Annotated in this window: 12 protein-coding genes; 9 read left to right on the top strand and 3 right to left on the bottom strand. The window is 61.0% G+C overall.

Annotation, left to right across the window (positions count from 1 at the left end):
- Nucleotides 1-39: 39 nt before the first annotated feature.
- Complete coding sequence (gene lpdA, locus EWV35_RS06210) at nucleotides 40-1,413, bottom strand: dihydrolipoyl dehydrogenase (RefSeq protein ID WP_129659152.1); 1,374 nt, start codon at nucleotides 1,411-1,413, stop codon at nucleotides 40-42.
- Nucleotides 1,414-1,595: 182 nt separating this feature from the next.
- A complete protein-coding gene (locus EWV35_RS06205; protein ID WP_129659149.1) occupies nucleotides 1,596-3,116 on the bottom strand; it encodes a leucyl aminopeptidase in 1,521 nt (506 codons plus the stop codon).
- Nucleotides 3,117-3,375: 259 nt separating this feature from the next.
- Between EWV35_RS06205 and EWV35_RS06200 the strand changes: the two genes are divergently transcribed.
- The 3 genes from EWV35_RS06200 to EWV35_RS06190 all read left to right on the top strand — a co-directional run bounded on the left by EWV35_RS06200 (nucleotide 3,376) and on the right by EWV35_RS06190 (nucleotide 7,461).
- Nucleotides 3,376-4,305, top strand: coding sequence for a proteasome assembly chaperone family protein (locus tag EWV35_RS06200; RefSeq protein ID WP_129659146.1), 930 nt, complete (start codon nucleotides 3,376-3,378; stop codon nucleotides 4,303-4,305).
- Between the two features lie 155 nt (nucleotides 4,306-4,460).
- Nucleotides 4,461-5,792 (top strand): hypothetical protein, encoded by a 1,332-nt coding sequence (locus EWV35_RS06195; protein ID WP_129659142.1) that lies wholly within the window; start codon nucleotides 4,461-4,463, stop codon nucleotides 5,790-5,792.
- A 262-nt stretch (nucleotides 5,793-6,054) separates the two neighbouring features.
- Nucleotides 6,055-7,461 (top strand): RNA polymerase sigma factor, encoded by a 1,407-nt coding sequence (locus EWV35_RS06190; RefSeq protein ID WP_129659140.1) that lies wholly within the window; start codon nucleotides 6,055-6,057, stop codon nucleotides 7,459-7,461.
- A gap of 81 nt (nucleotides 7,462-7,542) precedes the next feature.
- Here EWV35_RS06190 and EWV35_RS06185 read toward each other — a convergent pair whose 3' ends face one another.
- Nucleotides 7,543-7,755 (bottom strand): DUF7455 domain-containing protein, encoded by a 213-nt coding sequence (locus tag EWV35_RS06185; RefSeq protein ID WP_129360923.1) that lies wholly within the window; start codon nucleotides 7,753-7,755, stop codon nucleotides 7,543-7,545.
- A 251-nt stretch (nucleotides 7,756-8,006) separates the two neighbouring features.
- Here EWV35_RS06185 and EWV35_RS06180 point away from each other — a divergent pair, with 251 nt between their 5' ends.
- The 6 genes from EWV35_RS06180 to EWV35_RS06155 all read left to right on the top strand — a co-directional run bounded on the left by EWV35_RS06180 (nucleotide 8,007) and on the right by EWV35_RS06155 (nucleotide 18,921).
- On the top strand, nucleotides 8,007-10,115 hold the full coding sequence (locus tag EWV35_RS06180) for a DNA gyrase/topoisomerase IV subunit B (RefSeq protein ID WP_129659138.1): 2,109 nt from the start codon (nucleotides 8,007-8,009) through the stop codon (nucleotides 10,113-10,115).
- A 57-nt stretch (nucleotides 10,116-10,172) separates the two neighbouring features.
- Nucleotides 10,173-11,204, top strand: a complete 1,032-nt coding sequence (locus tag EWV35_RS06175; RefSeq protein ID WP_129659135.1) for a malate dehydrogenase — start codon at nucleotides 10,173-10,175, stop codon at nucleotides 11,202-11,204.
- A gap of 180 nt (nucleotides 11,205-11,384) precedes the next feature.
- Nucleotides 11,385-12,962 carry a cytochrome ubiquinol oxidase subunit I gene (locus EWV35_RS06170; protein WP_129659133.1) on the top strand — a complete coding sequence of 526 codons (1,578 nt, stop codon included), beginning with the start codon at nucleotides 11,385-11,387 and terminating at the stop codon, nucleotides 12,960-12,962.
- A gap of 12 nt (nucleotides 12,963-12,974) precedes the next feature.
- Entirely contained in the window at nucleotides 12,975-14,039 is a 1,065-nt protein-coding gene (cydB, locus tag EWV35_RS06165) for a cytochrome d ubiquinol oxidase subunit II (protein WP_129659130.1), read from the top strand.
- A gap of 9 nt (nucleotides 14,040-14,048) precedes the next feature.
- Nucleotides 14,049-17,783, top strand: a complete 3,735-nt coding sequence (gene cydC, locus EWV35_RS06160; protein WP_129659127.1) for a thiol reductant ABC exporter subunit CydC — start codon at nucleotides 14,049-14,051, stop codon at nucleotides 17,781-17,783.
- Between the two features lie 109 nt (nucleotides 17,784-17,892).
- Nucleotides 17,893-18,921 carry an endonuclease/exonuclease/phosphatase family protein gene (locus tag EWV35_RS06155; protein ID WP_165168379.1) on the top strand — a complete coding sequence of 343 codons (1,029 nt, stop codon included), beginning with the start codon at nucleotides 17,893-17,895 and terminating at the stop codon, nucleotides 18,919-18,921.
- Nucleotides 18,922-18,946: the final 25 nt, after the last annotated feature.

Raw genomic sequence — 18,946 nt, 5'->3', positions numbered from 1 at the left:
GCCTGTGTAAGTTCTAGCGGTGTACGGACGAACCCGGTTCTAACCGTGCAGCGGGTGACCGGCGAGGGCCATGGCGGCCTCACCCAGCGCTTCGTTCTGCGTCGGATGCGCGTGAATCAATTTGGCGACATCCTCCGGGTAGGCCTCCCAGTTGACAATCAATTGGGCTTCGCCGATTTGCTCACCGATACGTTTGCCGATGGCGTGGACGCCGACAATGGGGCCGTCCTTCTCACGTACGAACTTGATGATGCCGTTGGCTCCGAGGATCGAGCTCTTGCCGTTTCCGGCCAGGTTGTACTCGGCGACCTCAATGTTGTCCTCGCCGAACTTCTCCTTGGCCTTGGGCTCGGTGTAGCCTACCGAGGAGATCTCCGGATCCGAGAACGTGACCTTGGGTATGTTGATGTCCTCAACGATGACCGGGTTGAGACCGGCGATCTCTTCCGCGATGAAGATGCCCTGCTGGAATCCGCGATGTGCGAGCTGGAGTCCAGGAACGATGTCGCCCGCGGCATAAACGTTGCCAACACCAGTGTGCAACCGCTCGTCGGTGATCACGAAGCCACGATCCATGGTGACGCCGGCTTCTTCGAAACCCAAACCTTCGGTGTTCGGTCCGCGGCCGACAGCCACGAGCACAATGTCTGCGTCGAATTCCTTGCCATCGGTCAGTGTGACCTTGGCGCCGTCGTCGTTCTGCTCAACCTTGTCGAAGAAAGTCCCGAGGTTGTACTTGATGCCACGTTTCTTGAAGGTGCGCTCCAGGACCTTGATGATCGAGGGATCCTCGTTCGGAACCAGGTGCGGCAAGCCTTCGATGATCGTGACGTCCACACCCATCGCACGCCACATCGATGCAAACTCGGAGCCGATCACGCCGCCGCCCAGAATGATCGCGGACTTCGGGAGGTAGTCCATTTCGAGGGCCTGCGTGGATGTCAGAATGCGTCCACCGATCTCCAGGCCGAAAGTCTTGGAAACCGAGCCGGAGGCCAGAATGATGTGCTTGCCGGTGTATTCGGTGCCATTGACGTCAATGGTGTTTTCACCGGTCATCTTGCCGGCGCCATCGATGACGGTCACGCCGCGCATCTTCAGGAGCCCCTGAAGGCCTTTGAACTTGCCCGCGATGATGTTGTCCTTGTAATCGCGGATGGCACCCATATCGATGCCTTCGTACTTGACCTTGACGCCGTACTTCTCGGATTCGCGGGCTTCTTCCGCTACCTCTGCCGAGTGGAGGTAAGCCTTCGTCGGGATGCAGCCCCAGTGAAGGCATGTACCGCCGACTTTTTCCTTTTCGATGAGCCCGACGCTGAAACCGAGCTGAACCGATCGAAGCGCGGCGGCGTAGCCCGCGCTACCGCCGCCCAGAATAAGAATGTCGAAAGCATTTGCCGAATCGGCCACGTGGACGCTCCCTCGCGTTGGTTACGGGCTCTTTCGGCCCGTCGCTGATGTTCAATCGCTCCCACCTTATATCTCAGGCCGGCTCCGACTCCACTTATTGACAACTTGACACAAAGGGCGCCCTCGAGAGGCTACTCACATCTCGGGGACGCCCTTGGGCTCAGGCGGCAGTTATGACTTCCCTAGTCAGCAAGGTCTTCTATGAGGTTGACCAGCGTAGCCACGGATGCGCCCGTTCCGTTCTTCGGGACAAAGCTGTATGGGGAACCCTCGTTGTACGCGGGCCCCGCGATGTCCAGGTGGGCCCAAGGGATTTTGCGGCCATCGGATTCGCCCACGAACTCCTGCAGGAACAATCCCGCGATCAGCATGCCTCCGTTGCGCCCAGCACCGATGTTCTTCAGATCGGCGGCTTCGGTCTTCAGCTCGGACCGCATGTAATCAGGCAAGGGCATGGGCCAGAAGGGTTCGCCTGCGCGTTCCGACGCCTCAATGACGCGGCCGCGCAGATCCTCCTCGCCCATGACCGCCGCATAGCGAGAGCCCAAAGCGACCATTTGCGCGCCGGTCAGGGTGGCGACGTCCAGCATGAAGTCCGGTTCGGATTCCGAGGCGAAGGCCAGGCCGTCGGCCATCACGAGGCGGCCTTCGGCGTCCGTATTGAGGACCTCGACGGTTTTGCCGCCCCGCATGCTGAGTACGTCGTTCGGCTTCGTCGCCGACCCGGACGGCATGTTCTCGGCAATGCACAGGTAGCCGGTGACTCGGATCGGTAATTCGAGTTCGCCCGCGGCGGCCACGGCGTTCAGGACTGCTGCTGCGCCGCCCATATCGCACTTCATGGTCATCATGGATCCGCCGGGCTTGAGGGAGATCCCGCCCGAATCGAACGTGATGCCCTTGCCGATCAGGGCAACGCTCTTCTGAGCATTTTCGGGGTTGTAATCGACCTTGACGAGTCGCGGCGAACGGGCCGAGCCCTTGCCGACACCGAGGATGCCGCCGAATCCGCCCTCCTCCAGGTCTTTCTCGTCGAGAACTTCACAGGTCACGTTGTCTACGCTGCTGACCCTCTCGACGGCTCGGTCGGCGAAAGTTTGCGGATACAGGTCGTTGGGTGCCTCGTTGACCAAACGACGAGCGTTGTCGACCGCTTCGCCCAGGATGAGGGCTCTAGTGAGTACTTCGTCCGCAGCCTCGAGGCTGATCTCGCTCACGATCGCGACGTCGGAAACCGGCTCACGATCCACGACCTCCTGGGAGGTGCGACGCCCCGCGTCGAAAAATGCGCCGTACGCGGCACCCTCGGCCAGGGCAGAGACCTCAGAGACGCTGGTCGCCGGGAGGTTGAGGGCCACGGAGTCGAAATCGATGAGCTGTCGGACGGCACTGCCTGCTGCCGCGCGAAGCGCATCGAGCCTTTCGGGTCCATTCGCCGGCAGCGAACCCAGGCCGGCCAAGACGATGAGCCCGGGGTTGTCGTCCCCGTATCCGGGGAGACGATGGATCTGGTCAGCTGCTCCAGTGACGCCGAGGTCTTCCAACCCTGCTTCGATGGCGTCTGCGCTCTCCACGTCGAGAACGGAAGGCGTCAATTCGGGGCCGTCTTCGCCCTGGACGACGCCGATGACGAGGACTTGTGCTTCGATGCTTTCGGCGTCCGGACTGACGATGGAAAACGCGAGATCGGTGGACTCTGTCAAACCATGCTCCTTGCTGTGATCTGTGGATATGGAATCGTCACTGCTCACGAGGGCGCACGGTGCGCGCGGCGTCACAGCAGTGTGGGAAATACTCAGCCTGTCGGAATCGTTACACCTGTACAAGGATTTCTGTAGTTTCCCACGCTCCAGCCTAAGCGTTGCGCTTGGTGGTTAGTGAGGAATGCGGGGATAATTTCTGAAAACGAGGTGGGCCGCACTTGGGGTGGTTCACTTGGAGACAAGGTGAGGGGTTAAGCCGATGCAAGATCCGCAGAAGTTGTATTTGGGTCATCAGGGTCTGCTGAACGACCCGCGGCTCCGGGGCCTGGACCTCGTCGTGTCTCTGACGGGTTTCGCGGAAGCCGGGTTTACCGCTCAGCAAGTCTCTGAGGCGATTCTCGCGGAGCTCGACGCGGAAGAAATCGTCGAATTCGACGTCGATCAGCTTTACGATTATCGGTCGCGGCGACCCCGCGTGCGTTTCATCGAGGATCACTTCGAGGACGTCAGTCTTCCCGAACTGAAGTTGTATGCCGTCACTGATGGTTTGGGCCAACCGTTCTTGTTGCTCGCCGGACCCGAGCCTGACCTGCAGTGGCAGCGTTTCACCGAAGCAGTGACCGAGCTGGCCGAGAAGCTCCAGGTGCGTTTGGTCGCCTCGATCGCGTCGATGCCGATGCCGGTGCCTCACACTCGTCCGTTGCCTGTGACCGCGCACGGAAACCGGCACGACCTGATTCAGGGCATCTCACCGTGGAAGCCCCTGGCCGAGCTGGGGGCCTCGGCGGGGCACCTCCTGGAAGTCGAATTCAGCCGACGCGGATTCGACACGGTGGGGTACACCGTCAATGTGCCGCAGTATCTCTCGGAGGCTGAATTGCCCCAGGCCGCGGTGACGGCACTGGAACACCTCAGCGCGGCGACCAAACTGAATTTGCCGACCGACCATCTGCGGGAAGCAGGTCGTGAGGTCGAGCAGCAAATCAATGAGCAGGTCGGGAGCTCGGCGGAGGTCCAAGGTGTGGTCAACCACCTTGAAAAACGATACGACGAGACCATGACCGAAGCCGGTCCGCGCTCCTTGCTTGCACGCGACGAGTCCGAAATCCCGGATGCGGACGAGTTAGGAGCAACCATCGAACGATTCCTCGCCGAACACGAAGATGATGAGAGCGGGTCCGGCTCTTAGACCCACTTTCGATCACACTGAAGGAAAGGCCGCTTCCACAAGGAAGCGGCCTTTCTGTTTCGAGGCAAGTTGTACCCAATTCTGTTGCCGAGTGGGCGCCGACTGCGGCTGAGTACCGGGCTTTGAGGCAGGTTGATGTCATGAACAATTCACGCATGCCTCAAACCGGCCCTTCACCGATGGGCACCGGGGCAAAACGTCCGGAAGATGTTTTAGCGTACATGCCCTACGCCTTGGGGTATTGGCCGCAAGAGTCGCTCCTCCTCGCTTCGGCCTCCAAGTCCTACCTCGGACCATGTCTGCGGATCGACCTGCCGGCGAGTCTTTCAGAGGTTCCTGAATGGGCCGCAGCGCTGCCACCTGTTGCCGAGACCCTGGCCTTTCGCGCAGAGAACGAAAGGGTCTACGCGGCGGCCTTCACCGGGCACACGGGATCGTTGGAAGTTACGGTGCCGGGGGAGGGGGCCGCGGTCGAAGCGTCGAGCTACTTTGTATGCGGGAGAGCGGTGATGGCGGCATTGGCTCAGGCAATGGCGGTTTCGTCCCGACTCGGGTTGAGGGCAGAGACAGCCTGGGTCGTGGACCGAGCCCACGACCGTTGGGGAACCGTTTTGCCATTCGATGATGCGGTTGAGGCCAGTTCTACGCATCGCATTGACTCTGAGGATCCGGGGTGCTCCGCGCCGGGGGCAGTGACTGTCCCCGGCCCAGCACTGCCCGTGCTTCGAGGCGGAAACATCCGGACGATCCTCGCAAGCCCATTAGGGACCGCTTTGGTTTTCCAAGGCCATGTCGTGAGAGATGCCGGAACCGCTGTCATGGACGACCGTCGTCTACCAGGCCTTTGGGGACTGGCTACGGTGCTGGGAGCCTCGGCGGCGGAGTCGATGAGACGGCAATTCGATGAGATTGTCCGTCATGAACGAAATCACGGGTGCCCGGACGTCTACGAGGTTTCCCGCCTCATCGGGCGCCTGGCCGCTCAATTTGAGGGGCAGAAAGACGCTCGAGCGGCTGCCGCGGAGTGTACAAAGACTTTGTCTGCAGGCGAATGCGCCGCAGTGGCCGCCTGGATGGACAAACCGATCGGAATATACGTGCTCCTTACCTGTGCGGCTGACGGGCCCGGTGCCGCCCGGAGGCTGACGGACCGCGCGGCTGAGATCACTCATGCCGACACCGCTTCCGTCATGTCTGACGGAGTCGCTCTGATGACTGGGCGAAGAGAAGAAGAGATCTCCGTACCGCGCGTGCAGGCGTTGAGGGTTCTCTTGAACGCCGTCGAACAGCTCGGTACCGCCGAGGTGTCTGACTGCGCGAGCGTTGCCAACGCTTATGTGAGCTGGTTCCTCGGATTGAACACTCAAGCCGGTCGGTATCTTCAGCGGGTCCGGACACATCCCGGAAAAGCACACGCAGTCCTCCTGCACGCCGTCATGGACAACCGCCCGCTGCCGCGCTGGTTGGGCCGTGATCGGGAGGGCTGATGAACAGAAATAGGTCAGGGCGGAAAAATCTGACAGAATATTGCTTCGAAGACCCCGTCTTGCCTACGGTGCACTGCACCTCACGTGGTTCGACGAATTGACGTTCCAATCAGGGAATAAACGCGGCGCAAGCCAAGTTGTCCTGTGTGTACGGCCTTGCAAGTCCACGTGATATTCCCGTAATTTCCGGGAAACCGGGCTTGACAGGGTCATAGGTGTTTTACCCACCTGCGCACACAGGACATGGAAGAAAGGTTTTTGAGTGTCACCAGTTGCACACAAGAAGTCGGAATCCGGAGATACCCAGGTCGAGGATAAGACCACGGGTCCCGCCGGAGTAAAGAAGAGCGCCGACTCCGCGTCGTCGCCAAAAACCACTACGGCTTCCAAGAGCACGGCTCAGACCAAGACCACGGCCAAGACGGCCGCTTCTAAGTCGACCGCTAAGAAAGCTGCTCCGAAGAGGGCGGCTGCAAAGTCTGTTACCAAGAAGTCGGCGGGGGACAAGTCCACCGTTGAATCAGCGGAGTCGACGACCGCCTCCAACGATTCCAAGTCGGAAGATGTTGTCTCGCTCGTTGCGGGTCCGGTGGCCGAAGAGGAAACCGACGCCGTCGACGAACTCGAAACCGAGAAGCAAGGAGACGAGGACCCCGATCGGGAAGAGAAGAAGACTGTTGCCGCCAGGGGCAACGGTTTTGTGATCTCCACGACCGATGACGACGACGAGCCCGCGCAGCGAGTTATCGCTCCGGGAGCCACTGCCGACCCGGTCAAGGACTACCTCAAGCAAATCGGTAAAGTCTCCCTGTTGAATGCCGAGCAGGAGGTCGACCTCGCCATGCGCATTGAGGCCGGCCTGTACGCCGAGCACAAGCTCAAGGACAACAAGGACTCGCTCAGCGCCAAAGAGCGCAAAGAGTTGCGCTGGGTCATCCACGACGGAAAGCGTGCCAAGAACCACCTGCTCGAGGCCAACCTGCGCCTCGTGGTTTCCCTGGCCAAGAGGTACACCGGGCGTGGGATGCTCTTCCTGGACCTGATCCAGGAAGGAAACCTCGGTCTCATCCGCGCGGTTGAGAAGTTCGACTACTCCAAGGGCTTCAAATTCTCCACCTACGCCACCTGGTGGATCCGTCAGGCGATCACCCGAGCGATGGCCGATCAGGCTCGCACTATCCGTATCCCCGTGCACATGGTCGAGGTCATCAACAAGCTTGCCCGAGTCCAGCGGCAGATGCTGCAGGACCTTGGCCGTGAGCCTGCCCCGGAAGAACTGGCCAAGGAATTGGACATGACTCCGGAAAAGGTCGTCGAGGTTCAGAAGTACGGTCGTGAACCGATTTCGTTGCACACCCCTCTGGGCGAAGACGGCGATTCAGAATTCGGTGACCTGATCGAGGACTCCGAGGCAGTGGTGCCCGCAGATGCAGTTTCCTTCACCCTGTTGCAGGAGCAGTTGCACTCCGTCCTGGACACGCTCTCGGAACGGGAAGCGGGGGTCGTCGCCATGCGTTTCGGTATGACCGACGGTCAGCCCAAGACCCTCGACGAGATCGGTAAGGTCTACGGGGTGACCCGCGAGCGTATAAGGCAGATAGAGTCCAAGACGATGTCGAAACTTCGGCACCCGTCGCGGTCTCAGGTTCTTCGCGACTACTTGGACTAGAAACGGACACAAAAATGCCCCGGATCGCAAGTGCGATCCGGGGCATTTTCTCATCCCTGGGGATGAGGCTCGCTGAGCGAATTAAACGGAGGGAGTAGTGCTCAAACGATCGCGCTCGTCCTGCCACAAGCCGGCCATGGGGCGAAGCTTGTCTTCGTTGGTTGTCGCGTGGTGAGCACAAAACAGCAACTCGCCGCCGGTGTTCTCGAGGACAACGCGAACGTAGGCCTGGGCCCCGCAGGAATCGCAACGGTCAGTTGCGTTGAGCTCTCGAGCTTCCAATGTCGCCGTCATGATTTTCCTCCTGACGTCTACGGCCGGTCAGTTCCTCAGGTTCCACCGTTCCCGACCTGGGCGGCGGGCCGATTGCGGAATCTCTAACCGGTTTGAGTGTTCATCTATGCAAACACGCCGAACCGTCAATTTCATCCCGACATAGCATCGTTCGCTGTCGGCGTTGACCTGGACGTCATGCGGATGCCCTTAGACTGGATGTCGCCCCACAGGGCAACCACCACTTCGAGATTGTCAGGAGCCCTACCTCAGTGTCGCCGAAGAAGTCCGAGTACACAGCCCACCAGCTCTCCGTCCTAGAGGGCTTGGAAGCCGTACGCAAACGCCCCGGTATGTACATCGGGTCCACCGACTCACGCGGCTTGATGCACTGTCTCTGGGAAATCATCGACAACTCCGTCGACGAAGCATTGTCCGGCTACGGCCAATCCATCGAAATCGTCCTCAACAGGGACGGATCGGTGGAAGTAGCCGACGACGGTCGCGGAATTCCTACCGACATCGAACCTCGGACGGGTTTGGCCGGTGTCGAAGTGGTTTTCACCAAACTGCACGCCGGCGGCAAATTCGGAGGCGGGACCTACAACGCGGTCGGAGGGCTCCATGGCGTCGGTGCATCCGTCGTCAACGCCCTGTCCTCGCGGCTGGACGTGCAGGTCGACCGGGAGTCCAAGACGTACCAGATGTCTTTCCAACGGGGTATACCCGGGGTCTACCAAGACGGGGGCACCCCCAAACCGGATGTGCCGTTCACCCCCGCCGAAGGCAAAGCGGCGCTGGAGATCGTTGGAAAAGCCCGCAGGGGAGTAACCGGTACCCGAGTGCGGTACTGGGCGGACCGTCAGATCTTCACCCCTGACGCGAAGTTCGACTACGAACGACTGGTCGAGCGCGCCCGTCAGACCAGTTTCTTGGTGCCCGGGTTGCGACTCAGCATCAGGGACGAGCGCCGCCTGCCCGGAACCCCAGGCGCGGATGCTCCGCACGAAGAGGTGTTCCAACACGACGGGGGCATCTCTGAATACGTTGAATTTTTGGCCCCCGATCCTGCACTGACCGATGTATGGCGTTTCCAGGGCTCCGACAGCTTCAAAGAGACCGTTCCGGTCCTCGACTCCAACGGACACAGCCAGCTGAAAGAGGTAGAACGCGAGTGCGAGGTCGACATCGCACTCCGATGGGGCACCGGCTACGAGACCAACGTCCGCTCCTACGTGAACATCATTGCCACGCCCAAGGGCGGAACCCACGTGACCGGGTTCGAGCAGGGCCTGCTACGGACGCTGCGCAAGGAAATCACTGCCAATGCGCGCAAGCTCAAGGCCGGGACCGACAAAATCGAGAAGGACGATGCGCTCGCTGGCCTGACCGCGGTGCTCAATGTGCGCCTCGTGGAACCCCAGTTCGAAGGCCAGACCAAGGAGATCCTCGGTACACCCGCGGCTCGGGCTATTGTCAACAAGGTCCTCTCACGGGAGCTCGAGAAGGTGCTGACGTCTCGAAACCGCTCCGAAAAGCAGCAGAGCGCTGCCGTTCTCGAAAAAGTCGTCGCCGAGATGAAGTCCCGTATCTCGGCTCGTGTCCACAAGGAAACCCAGAGGCGCAAGAATGCCCTGGAAACCTCAACCATGCCCGCAAAGCTCGTGGACTGCCGTTCCAACGAAGTCGATCATTCCGAACTGTTCATCGTGGAGGGTGACTCCGCGCTCGGAACGGCGCGGCTCGCTCGGTCCTCGCAGTACCAGGCGCTTCTGCCAATCCGCGGCAAGATCTTGAACGTCCAGAAAGCATCCGTCACGGATATGCTCGCCAATGCAGAATGTGCGGCGCTTATCCAGGTCATCGGCGCCGGTTCCGGACGCAGTTTCGACATCGATGCCGCCCGTTACGGCAAGGTCGTCATGATGACAGACGCCGACGTCGACGGGGCGCATATCCGGACTCTTCTGCTGACGCTCTTCTACCGCTACATGCGCCCGCTGGTCGACGCCGGCCGAGTCTACGCGGCGGTTCCTCCGTTGCACCGGGTCGAAGTGATCAACGGCGGCGGCAAACCGAACGACATGGTCTACACGTATTCGGAGAAAGAGCTCCACGAAATCCTGACCCGTCTCGAAGCGGAAGGGAAACGCTACAAAGAGCCCATTCAGCGTTACAAGGGCCTAGGCGAAATGGACGCCGACCAACTCGCGGAAACCACCATGGATCCCCGGCACCGTTTGCTACGCAGAGTACGCATCGAAGATGCCGAAGCGGCAGAGCGTGCCTTCTCGCTGCTCATGGGATCCGAAGTCGCTCCCCGCAAGGAATTCTTGATCAGCAACGCCGACCAGCTGGATCTCGAACAGATCGACGCCTAACCACGGGAGTCCGCAGGGGATCCACCCGGAGTGGACCACGCCACTATACTCTGCGGTATGAGTAACAACGCCGAATTCTCGAATCCACCAGTCACTGTGACCGTCACCGGTGCGGCCGGTCAGATCGGTTACGCGAGTCTTTTCCGAATCGCTCACGGGGAGATGCTGGGAAAGAACCAGCCCATACGGCTTCGGCTCTTGGAAATCCCCCAGGCTCGACAAGCAGCCGAAGGAACCGCGATGGAACTGGCCGACGGTGCGTTCCCGCTTCTCGAGTCCGTCAATATCTTCGACGATGCCGAGCAAGCCTTCGAGGGCGCCAACGTCGGACTTCTGATCGGTTCGAAACCTCGGCAGAAAGGCATGGAGCGCGCAGACCTTCTGGAAGCGAATGCAGGCATCTTCTCGGTCCAGGGCGCTGCGCTGAACCGGGGCGCGGCGGACGATGTGCGCATCGTCGTCGTAGGCAACCCGGCGAATACGAATGCTCTCATCGCCGCATCTCACGCCCCGGATATCCCGACCGAACGTTTCACGGCCCTCACCAGACTGGATCACAACCGTGCGGTGGCCCAATTGGCGCAGGCGACGAATTCCCGAGTGGGGGATATCCGCCGCATGACCATCTGGGGAAATCACTCTGCAACGCAGGTGCCGGACCTCGAGTTCGCGACCGTATCCGGCCGTCCCGCCCGTGAGGTCCTTGGCGAGAACGGCCTGGGCGAAGAGTGGATCCGTGAGGACTTCATCCCTACCGTCGCTCAACGCGGGGCTGACATCATCAGGGTTCGGGGAGGTTCATCCGTCGCGTCCGCGGCGCACGCCGCCCTGTCGCACATGCGTGACTGGATCCATGGAACCAATGAGGGGAACTGGACCTCGATGGGCGTCGTCTCGGACGGATCCTATGGCGTGGATGAAGGGCTCATCAGCTCGTTCCCCGTCTCGTGCAGGTCAGGCGTGTGTGAGATTAATCATGAATTGAAATTGACTCAGGATACTCAGGAACGACTCAACACCAGTGTTTCCGAGCTTCGAGATGAACGCGAGGCAGTCCGTGCGAAAGGGTTGCTAGGACCCAAAGCATGACATTAGGGGTTTCTCATTCGAGGCGCCTTTCGGGCTGGCCAAAGGGTGGAAATCACCCTTTCTAGCCTGTCAAGAAAGCACCTGACAGAGTGTCACTGGACGCCCAGGGGCGGTTGCTACCTTATAGGTGTCCGGTCCGATCCGAACCGGTTGAGTGCGTTCAGTTGCGCGAGGAGAATCGTGGATACTGTAGAAATTGCCCGCTGGCAGTTCGGGACCACAACCGTTTACCACTTCATGATGGTGCCTCTGACCCTGGGCCTCGGGATGGTCGTTGCGATCTTCAATATCATGTGGATCAAGACGGGCAAGGAAGAGTACCTCAGACTCACGAAATTCTGGGGCAAGCTCTACCTGATCAACTTCATCATGGGCGTGGCCACGGGGCTGGTCCAAGAATTTCAATTCGGTATGGCGTGGAGCGAATACTCCCGATTCGTCGGCGACGTCTTCGGTGCTCCACTGGCCATGGAAGGCCTGCTGGCCTTCTTCATCGAGTCGACGTTCTTGGGCTTGTGGATCTTCGGATGGAAGAAGCTCAAGCCCGTGGTCCACGCGCTGTGTCTGTGTGCGGCAGTGGCGGCTTCGTGGCTCTCGGCTTTCTTCATCGTCATCGCAAACTCGTGGATGCAACACCCGGTTGGTTACGAAATCGTCAATGGCAGGCCGATTCTCAACGACATCGTCGCAGTACTGACCAACAACACCGCGATCGTTGCTATCATCCACACGCTTTTCGGCTCTCTGGCCGTCGCTGGCTCTTTCCTTCTCGGCATCGCCTGGTACAAGCTCTGGAAGCGACGGGCTAAGGGTATTGACACGGTCGACGCCGAGGGTCGAGTCGTCGTCGGCGATTCGGGTCACGGGGCCCAGGATAAGAAGGACCACACGGTGTGGTTCCGTTCCCTGCGCGTCGGAATCCTCGTCGGCCTCATCGGATTCTTGGGTACAGCGTTCAGCGGGCACATCCAGGGTCAGCTGATGTTCGAACAGCAGCCGCTCAAAATGGCCGCCGCAGAGGCGGCGTGCCACGACGGCACTGCCTTCTCCGTAATGACAATCTCCGATCTGGGATCTCAGAACTGCGACGACGTCAACACGTTGATCGAGCTCCCCGGGTTGCTGTCCTTCCTCGCTCACGACGACTTCACGACGAACATCCCGGGTATCACGACGCTGATGCCCGAGTACCAGCACATGTACGGGACCAACCTCGCCGATAAGTCGCTGTACGGGGACCGTGCAGGATCGGAGATCAGTTATCTTCCGCTGATGGAGGTCACCTACTGGGGCTTCAGAATCATGATCACCTTTGGCGGTCTGGCGGCCGCGTCCTGCGTCTTCGCGTGGTGGGTAACGCGCAAGGGCACGGTTCCACAAGCCAAGTGGCTCATGCGTCTCGCCATCTTTGGAATCTTCGCGCCCTTCGGTGCAAATATTGCCGGTTGGATCTTCACCGAAATGGGCCGCCAGCCCTTCGTCGTGGCGCCCAACCCCGATTTGCCCCTGAGTCAACGTATCTACATGTTCACTGAGGCGGCGGTATCGCCCAATGTGTCCGCGGGCGAGCTGTTGTTCTCGCTCATTGCCCTGGTTCTGATCTATGCCGTGCTCATGGTTGTGGAGGTCTTCCTGATCTCCAGATACGTCAAGACCGGCGTCGTCGCTGCTATGCCGGAACTGGTCAAACCTCACAAGGACAACGACGACGACCCCGACGACCACAAGAACGACGACGTTCTGGCTTTCGCCTACTAGGAGCGACCCATCATGTTCGAAGAATTTGTTGGCCAACCCGGCTTGCCGACCCTGTGGTTCCTGGTGGTCGGGGTCCTGCTCATCGGTTACGTCATCCTCGACGGTTTCGACTTGGGTGTCGGGATGTTGATGGGTCGGATCTTCTCCCGCAATGAGAAGGAGCGACGCCTGCTGCTCAACACCATCGGGCCCGTTTGGGACGGCAACGAGGTGTGGCTGGTGACGGGCGGCGCGGCGATCTTTGCGGCGTTCCCCATGTGGTATGCCGCCTTGTTCTCGGCCTTGTACATTCCGCTCACGTTGATTCTGCTGGCACTGATCCTACGGGCCGTCTCGATCGAGTACCGCGGCAAGCTGACCGGTCCCCGGTGGGAACCTCGATGGAACGCTCTCATGTCCGTGGCGTCGTTCTTTATCGCTTTCCTCATCGGTGCCGCTCTGGCCATCACGACGACGGGGCTCCCGCTGAACAGCAACGCCGACCGAATGGGCGGGCCTTTCGCCTGGCTGACCGTTCCTGCAGTGCTCGGTGGCCTGGGCATGGTCGGATTCAGCCTTGTGCACGGTCTGGCCTTCTTGGCGCTCAAGACCGACGGCGAGGTTCGGCATCGTGCACGGAAGATGATGGTGCGAGCGCTGCCGATTGCCCTGCTGCCCATGGCGGCCTGGGCGATTTGGCTCCAGTTCATTGGGGCGACTCCCTTGTCGCTCACGCTGCTTGTCCTGGCAGTCATCGCGGCCATCGTCTCCTGGGTCATGGCCGCCCGTGGCCGCGAAGGCGTGGCTTTCGCCGGGATCGCGGGGTTTGCGCTCTTCGGGGCTCTTGCGATCTTCATGGCCGCCTACCCCAATGTTCTCCCGACCACGCTTGCGGACGGCACGACCTTGACGATCAGTAACGCCTCATCGTCGCCGTACACCCTGAAAATCATGACGATCGTGGCCGCCATCGGTTTGCCGGTTCTTTTCCTGTACCAGGGATGGACGTACTGGGTGTTCAGGAAGCGTCTTTCGGCGGAGCACATACCCGAGGCCCACAGCGTCACGGACCTGGCCAATCATCCGAACGCGAACTGAACCAGCTCATTGAGCACACACCCCAAGAAACCGAGGACTCAGCGCCGGAGCAGTCAGCCTCCGCCGCTGGGTCCTCATGCTCGCCGGGTCATCCCTGTGCTTGGGCTCATCAGCGCCCTCAGGGCAGTCGGTTTGGTGGGATTCGCCGCGGCCGTGGGTTCATTGCTCGCGGCCCTCGCGAAGGCCGCGTTCGACGCGATCTCGCGCGGTCATGGCAGCGAGGCTTCGTCGGGCTGGGCCGATTTTGTGGGTTCCAAGTCGGCCGGCGTGGACGGACTGTTCCCGCACTGGTTGCTCGGCGGGGACGGGGGAGCATGGTCCTGGGGCGTGGTCGCGGTCGGGCTGTCATCGCTTGCGCTTCGTGCCGCCGCTGACTGGGGGTTGTCCGTCGTCTCACAGAGAGCCGCTACGGAAACGAAATCCACCATTCGGCGAGGGCTGCTCGAACGTGTCCTCTCCGCGCCTCGGGGTTCTTCCCCGGACGGGGAAACAACAGGCGACGGCGCCGTGGCAATCCTGGTATCGAGAGGCCTCGATGCCCTGGACGACTATTACGTCAAAACCATCACCGCCTTGGTCTCTACGGGCGTGATCCCAGCGATCCTGCTGGTCGTGATTCTTTGCGCCGACCCGTTGAGTGCACTGGTCCTCGTTCTCACGTTGCCGCTCGTGCCGATTTTCATGATCCTGATCGGGAAGACGACACAGAACGATACGCGAGAAGCGCAGTCTCAGCTGCTTCGACTGTCGCAACATATCGTGGAGCTTTCCCGGGGCCTGCCGGTTTTGTTCGGGCTCAAACGGGAGAAAGCACAGGCTCAAGCGCTCTCCGAACTGGGCGAGCAATACCGCCGTCGGACCATGACGACGTTGCGATCGGCTTTCCAATCTTCTCTAGCCCTCGAGCTCATTACGACGATCTCGGTCGCGTTGGTCGCCGTGTTCATCGGACTGCGACTCGTCCACGGTGAGATCGGCCTCGATACCGCGCTGCTGGTCCTCTTGCTGGCCCCGGAATGTTTCCAGCCCCTCCGCGATGTCGGAACGGCCTTCCACCAGTCACAGGACGGCGTGGAAGCCCTTCGTCGTTCCGAGGAACTCCTCGACGAGCCCGTCGGCCGATCCGTGGTGACCAAGCACGGCTTCGGTTCCGTATCCGTGGACGGGCTGACCGTCGGATACCCGGGCCGTGGTCAGGTTCTCCGGGACATTTCCTTCACACTCGCCGCCGGGACGACGACCCTCCTCACCGGCCCCTCCGGAAGCGGGAAAACCACTCTACTCAAGGTCCTGGGTGATCTGGTACGCGCTGAGCGCGTCGGACCCGACTCGAAAGGACCAACCATGAGCGGGAGTATCTCGACGCCGGGTGCGGTGGCGTGGATCGGACAGTCTCCCCATTTCCTGGCCGCGACCGCCGCCGACGAGGTAGGTCTTTACATCGATCCCGAAGACGCAGAGATCTGGCTCCAAGACTTCGAAGCCGAACGAGGTCCTGGCCAAAGCCCGAAGGCAGAAAAGCTCCGATCCAAATGGTCTCCCGTCATCTGTTCCGCTCTGCGATCAGTAGGTCTCGAGGAGCTAGAGGCCATCGCCCCAACGGCGTTGTCTGCCGGGCAAGCACGCCGTCTGGCCATCGCACGGGTACTGGCTGCCTCAAGGGTCCGGCTGTCCGATTGCTCGGATTCGGGGAACTCCAAGACTGGTCAACTGATCCTGGTCGACGAACCGACGGCTCATCTTGATGCGGAAGCGGCCGACAAAGTCACCGGCGCGTTGCAGGAACTCTCAGAGGGTGGGGCCACGATCCTGTGGGTGACTCACGATGTTTCCACAGGCCCTTCCGGTGCGGGACGAATCGTCCTGGACAGAAACGGGAGGATCACCCGACGTGAGCTCTCCTCCACATCGGATGAGAGCCTGCTCTCCCGAGTCCGCTCGGGAGGAGAGCCGGCAACGCTCCGGGTCCTGACGCGCCGACCTGACCCTGAAAAATCGATCGTTGACGGAGGCGCGGAGCGCGAAGACGTCAAAGCACACGGCATCCGGGAGACTCTGGCGACGGTGAGGCGGGCTACCGGCGTGCGCTGGCGCCAAGCACTGGGCTCCGTGGGCCTGTCCTTCCTAACGGTCGCTTTCGGAGCGTCACTCACGGCGCTATCCGGGTGGTTGATTGTCCGGGCCTCGCAACAGCCGGGAATGATGTATCTGATGGTCGCGATCGTGGGCGTCAGATTCTTCGGTCTGGGACGTGCCGTGTTCCGTTACCTCGAGCGGTTGCTCACGCACGACACCGTGTTGCGCGCCGCGAACCGTTTGCGCATGAATGCCTGGAACTCAATGGGGGAGTCAGCGCTGAGCCTCCGCTCGCTGTTGCGAGGAGGAACTTTCTTGGACCGGCTTGTCGGAGATGTCGACGAACTGCGCGACGCCATGCCGCGAGTCCTGCTACCCATCGCCACAATCGTCCCGACGATGATCGCAGCCGTAGTAGCTACGGTCTGGACCGTCCCGTCCGCCGCGTGGCTGGTTGCCGTTGCCGCGTTCGTGACCTCGGTGATCATCCCTAGGATTGTCCTCGTTGCCGACCGGCATGCGGACACCGTGAGTCGCGCATCCAGCGAGAGAACGCTGAGAGGCGCTCTCGGAGCCATGGAATCTTCCGAAGACCTCAGGGGCAATCGTCTGAGCGACGCCGTGTTGTCTGCACTTACCCGCCAAGACCGCATAGCTCTGCGAGCCTCCCGGCGATCCGCATTCGCAACCGGTCTGGGCAACGGGCTCACGCTCGCCACATGGTGGGCCACGGCGCTGGGTATTGCCGTTCTCGCGTGGGGTCCTGTGACCGACGGGGAGATCAGCGCGCCGATGGCCGCTATCCCAGTGCTCTTGTGCACGGCACTCGTCGAGCCCTCGACCCAAGCCATTGAAGCCATCCGTTCGTGGCCAACTTTTTCGCGCCTCGTAGCCAAGATCCGTCGTGGGCTGGACACCACACCTCGTGGTTCGGCGAACACGGCGAAGGAGGGCGAAGAGGCCGAATCCTCGGAGACGAGTCTGATGGGCGCGAAGGCCCTGACCCTCGACAATCTCTCGGCACGATGGCCGGGAATGGACCGCCCCGCGGTCAACGGACTGTCCGGTCAGGTCAGCCGTGGCTCAACCTTGGGGATCACAGGTCCCTCCGGCTCCGGAAAAACAACCACCCTCGCGATACTGCTCGGCTTCCTGACTCCCGAAAGCGGTGAAATCCGCGTCGATTCGGAACAGGTGACATCCCGAAGACTCCGCGGGGCCTCGGCATGGTGCCCGCAGGACGCCTACATTTTCGACTCAACCGTCCGGGGTAACCTGTCTCTCGCCCGCCCGCGGACGGCCGCTCCGTCCGATGAAGAACTCGAATCCATCATGCGCCGGGTCGGTCTGGGGCCTCTCCTCGACTCATGGGAATTCGGGTTGGAGACGCGCGTTGGAGCTGGAGGTTCAATGCTCTCCGGAGGGCAGCGGCAGCGCCTCGCGATGGCCCGAGCCCTTCTGACCGAAGCTCCATTTCTACTGGTGGACGAGCCGACCGCTCACCTCGACGAAGAAGCCGCGTTGTCTCTCATCGAGGAACTGGACCGAGCCACGCGCACTTCCGCATCGGGCACCAACGCTCCGGGTACGATAGTGATTTCGCATCGGCCCACCGATCTGGTGCATTGTCGTTCCGTCATTTCTCTCGAGGGCTGCTCGGGCCGGTAACCCGTACGTCGCGGCTGAGCCGCACGTCGGACCCCAAGCCGCTTGAGTGGACGGAAAACCGGACGAGTCACTCGAACAGCTCAAGCCCTTCGAAGGAGCACCACAGCACATGCGCAAAGCCCTCAAGCTTGCTTCGGTCCTGTTTCTGCTCCCGCCGCTTTACCTGGTGTTCGTGCTGGCAACTCCATGGTTGGTGGCCCAGGGGACGGGGATCGCCGCCCCGTGGACCACCCGGCTCGTCTTCGGTCAGGTCTTGGCTTTCCCCGTGCTGGCAGGTGGCGCAATGGGGCTCTTGTTCTTGCTGTGGGCCTTGCTCGGCTGGATATTTCGATGCATCTCGCACGAGCGCTGCACCATCAATGTGACGCCCCTGCTCGGGATCCTGCTCTCGGCCGTCTGCGTTGTCATGGCGATCAATCCGGTGTCCGGGACGCAGACGGGCCCGTCCGAGGGCGAAACCCTTTCCGTGGTGAGCTGGAACGTCCATGATGAGCTGAACGCGAATGATCTCCGCGACCTCATCGCCGACGACCCGGAAGTCGTGGTCCTGCCGGAGGCGAGTACCGGGCCGCTCGAGACTCACCTGGCTCAACTGGGCAAGAGCGAGCAATACCAAATCTTTGCAACGGAAACCAAAGCCGGGGTTTCCCCGACGACGGTCATGATCTCGAAGAACATGGGGCAATACCAGGTCCGGGATGGAGCGGAGACCACATTGGGCACATTGACCGTGGAACCGCGCGACCAGAATTCTCGAAAACCGGTCATCCTCGGTGTGCACACCGCTAGTCCTGTTCCGAATTGGATGGACTTGTGGGACTCGGATGCCGGGAACGTTCTCAACGCCGTGTGCTCTCCGCAGCACGAAGATGAACGCCCCGTCATCGCCGCGGGTGACTACAACGCCAATCCGTGGCACGGTCACATGGCGAGCATTCCCTCACGTGAGGGATGCTCGGATGCGCTTCCGTCATCGGGCGTGTCCACAGGAACCTGGCCGAGCGTTGCCCCGGCGTGGGCCAGAACTCAGATCGACCACATCGTGGTCAATGAGGCCGTCCGTGTGGAAGACGGCAAAGTCATGTCACTCGAGGGGCCCTCCGACCACGTGCCAGTGACAGCAACCCTGCGATACTAGCGGATGCACCGAAACCGGTGTGTTC

It is taken from the genome of Rothia uropygialis (assembly GCF_004137765.1).
Lineage (GTDB): Bacteria > Actinomycetota > Actinomycetes > Actinomycetales > Micrococcaceae > Rothia.
This window is presented reverse-complemented; position numbering and strand designations above follow the sequence as displayed.

Coding starts and splice junctions, on each gene's coding strand:
- EWV35_RS06195 (WP_129659142.1), top strand. CDS start 4,461: ATGCCTCAAACCGGCCCTTCACCGATGGGCACCGGGGCAAAACGTCCG.
- cydB (WP_129659130.1), top strand. CDS start 12,975: ATGTTCGAAGAATTTGTTGGCCAACCCGGCTTGCCGACCCTGTGGTTC.
- EWV35_RS06185 (WP_129360923.1), bottom strand. CDS start 7,755: ATGACGGCGACATTGGAAGCTCGAGAGCTCAACGCAACTGACCGTTGC.
- EWV35_RS06200 (WP_129659146.1), top strand. CDS start 3,376: ATGCAAGATCCGCAGAAGTTGTATTTGGGTCATCAGGGTCTGCTGAAC.
- EWV35_RS06175 (WP_129659135.1), top strand. CDS start 10,173: ATGAGTAACAACGCCGAATTCTCGAATCCACCAGTCACTGTGACCGTC.
- EWV35_RS06155 (WP_165168379.1), top strand. CDS start 17,893: ATGCGCAAAGCCCTCAAGCTTGCTTCGGTCCTGTTTCTGCTCCCGCCG.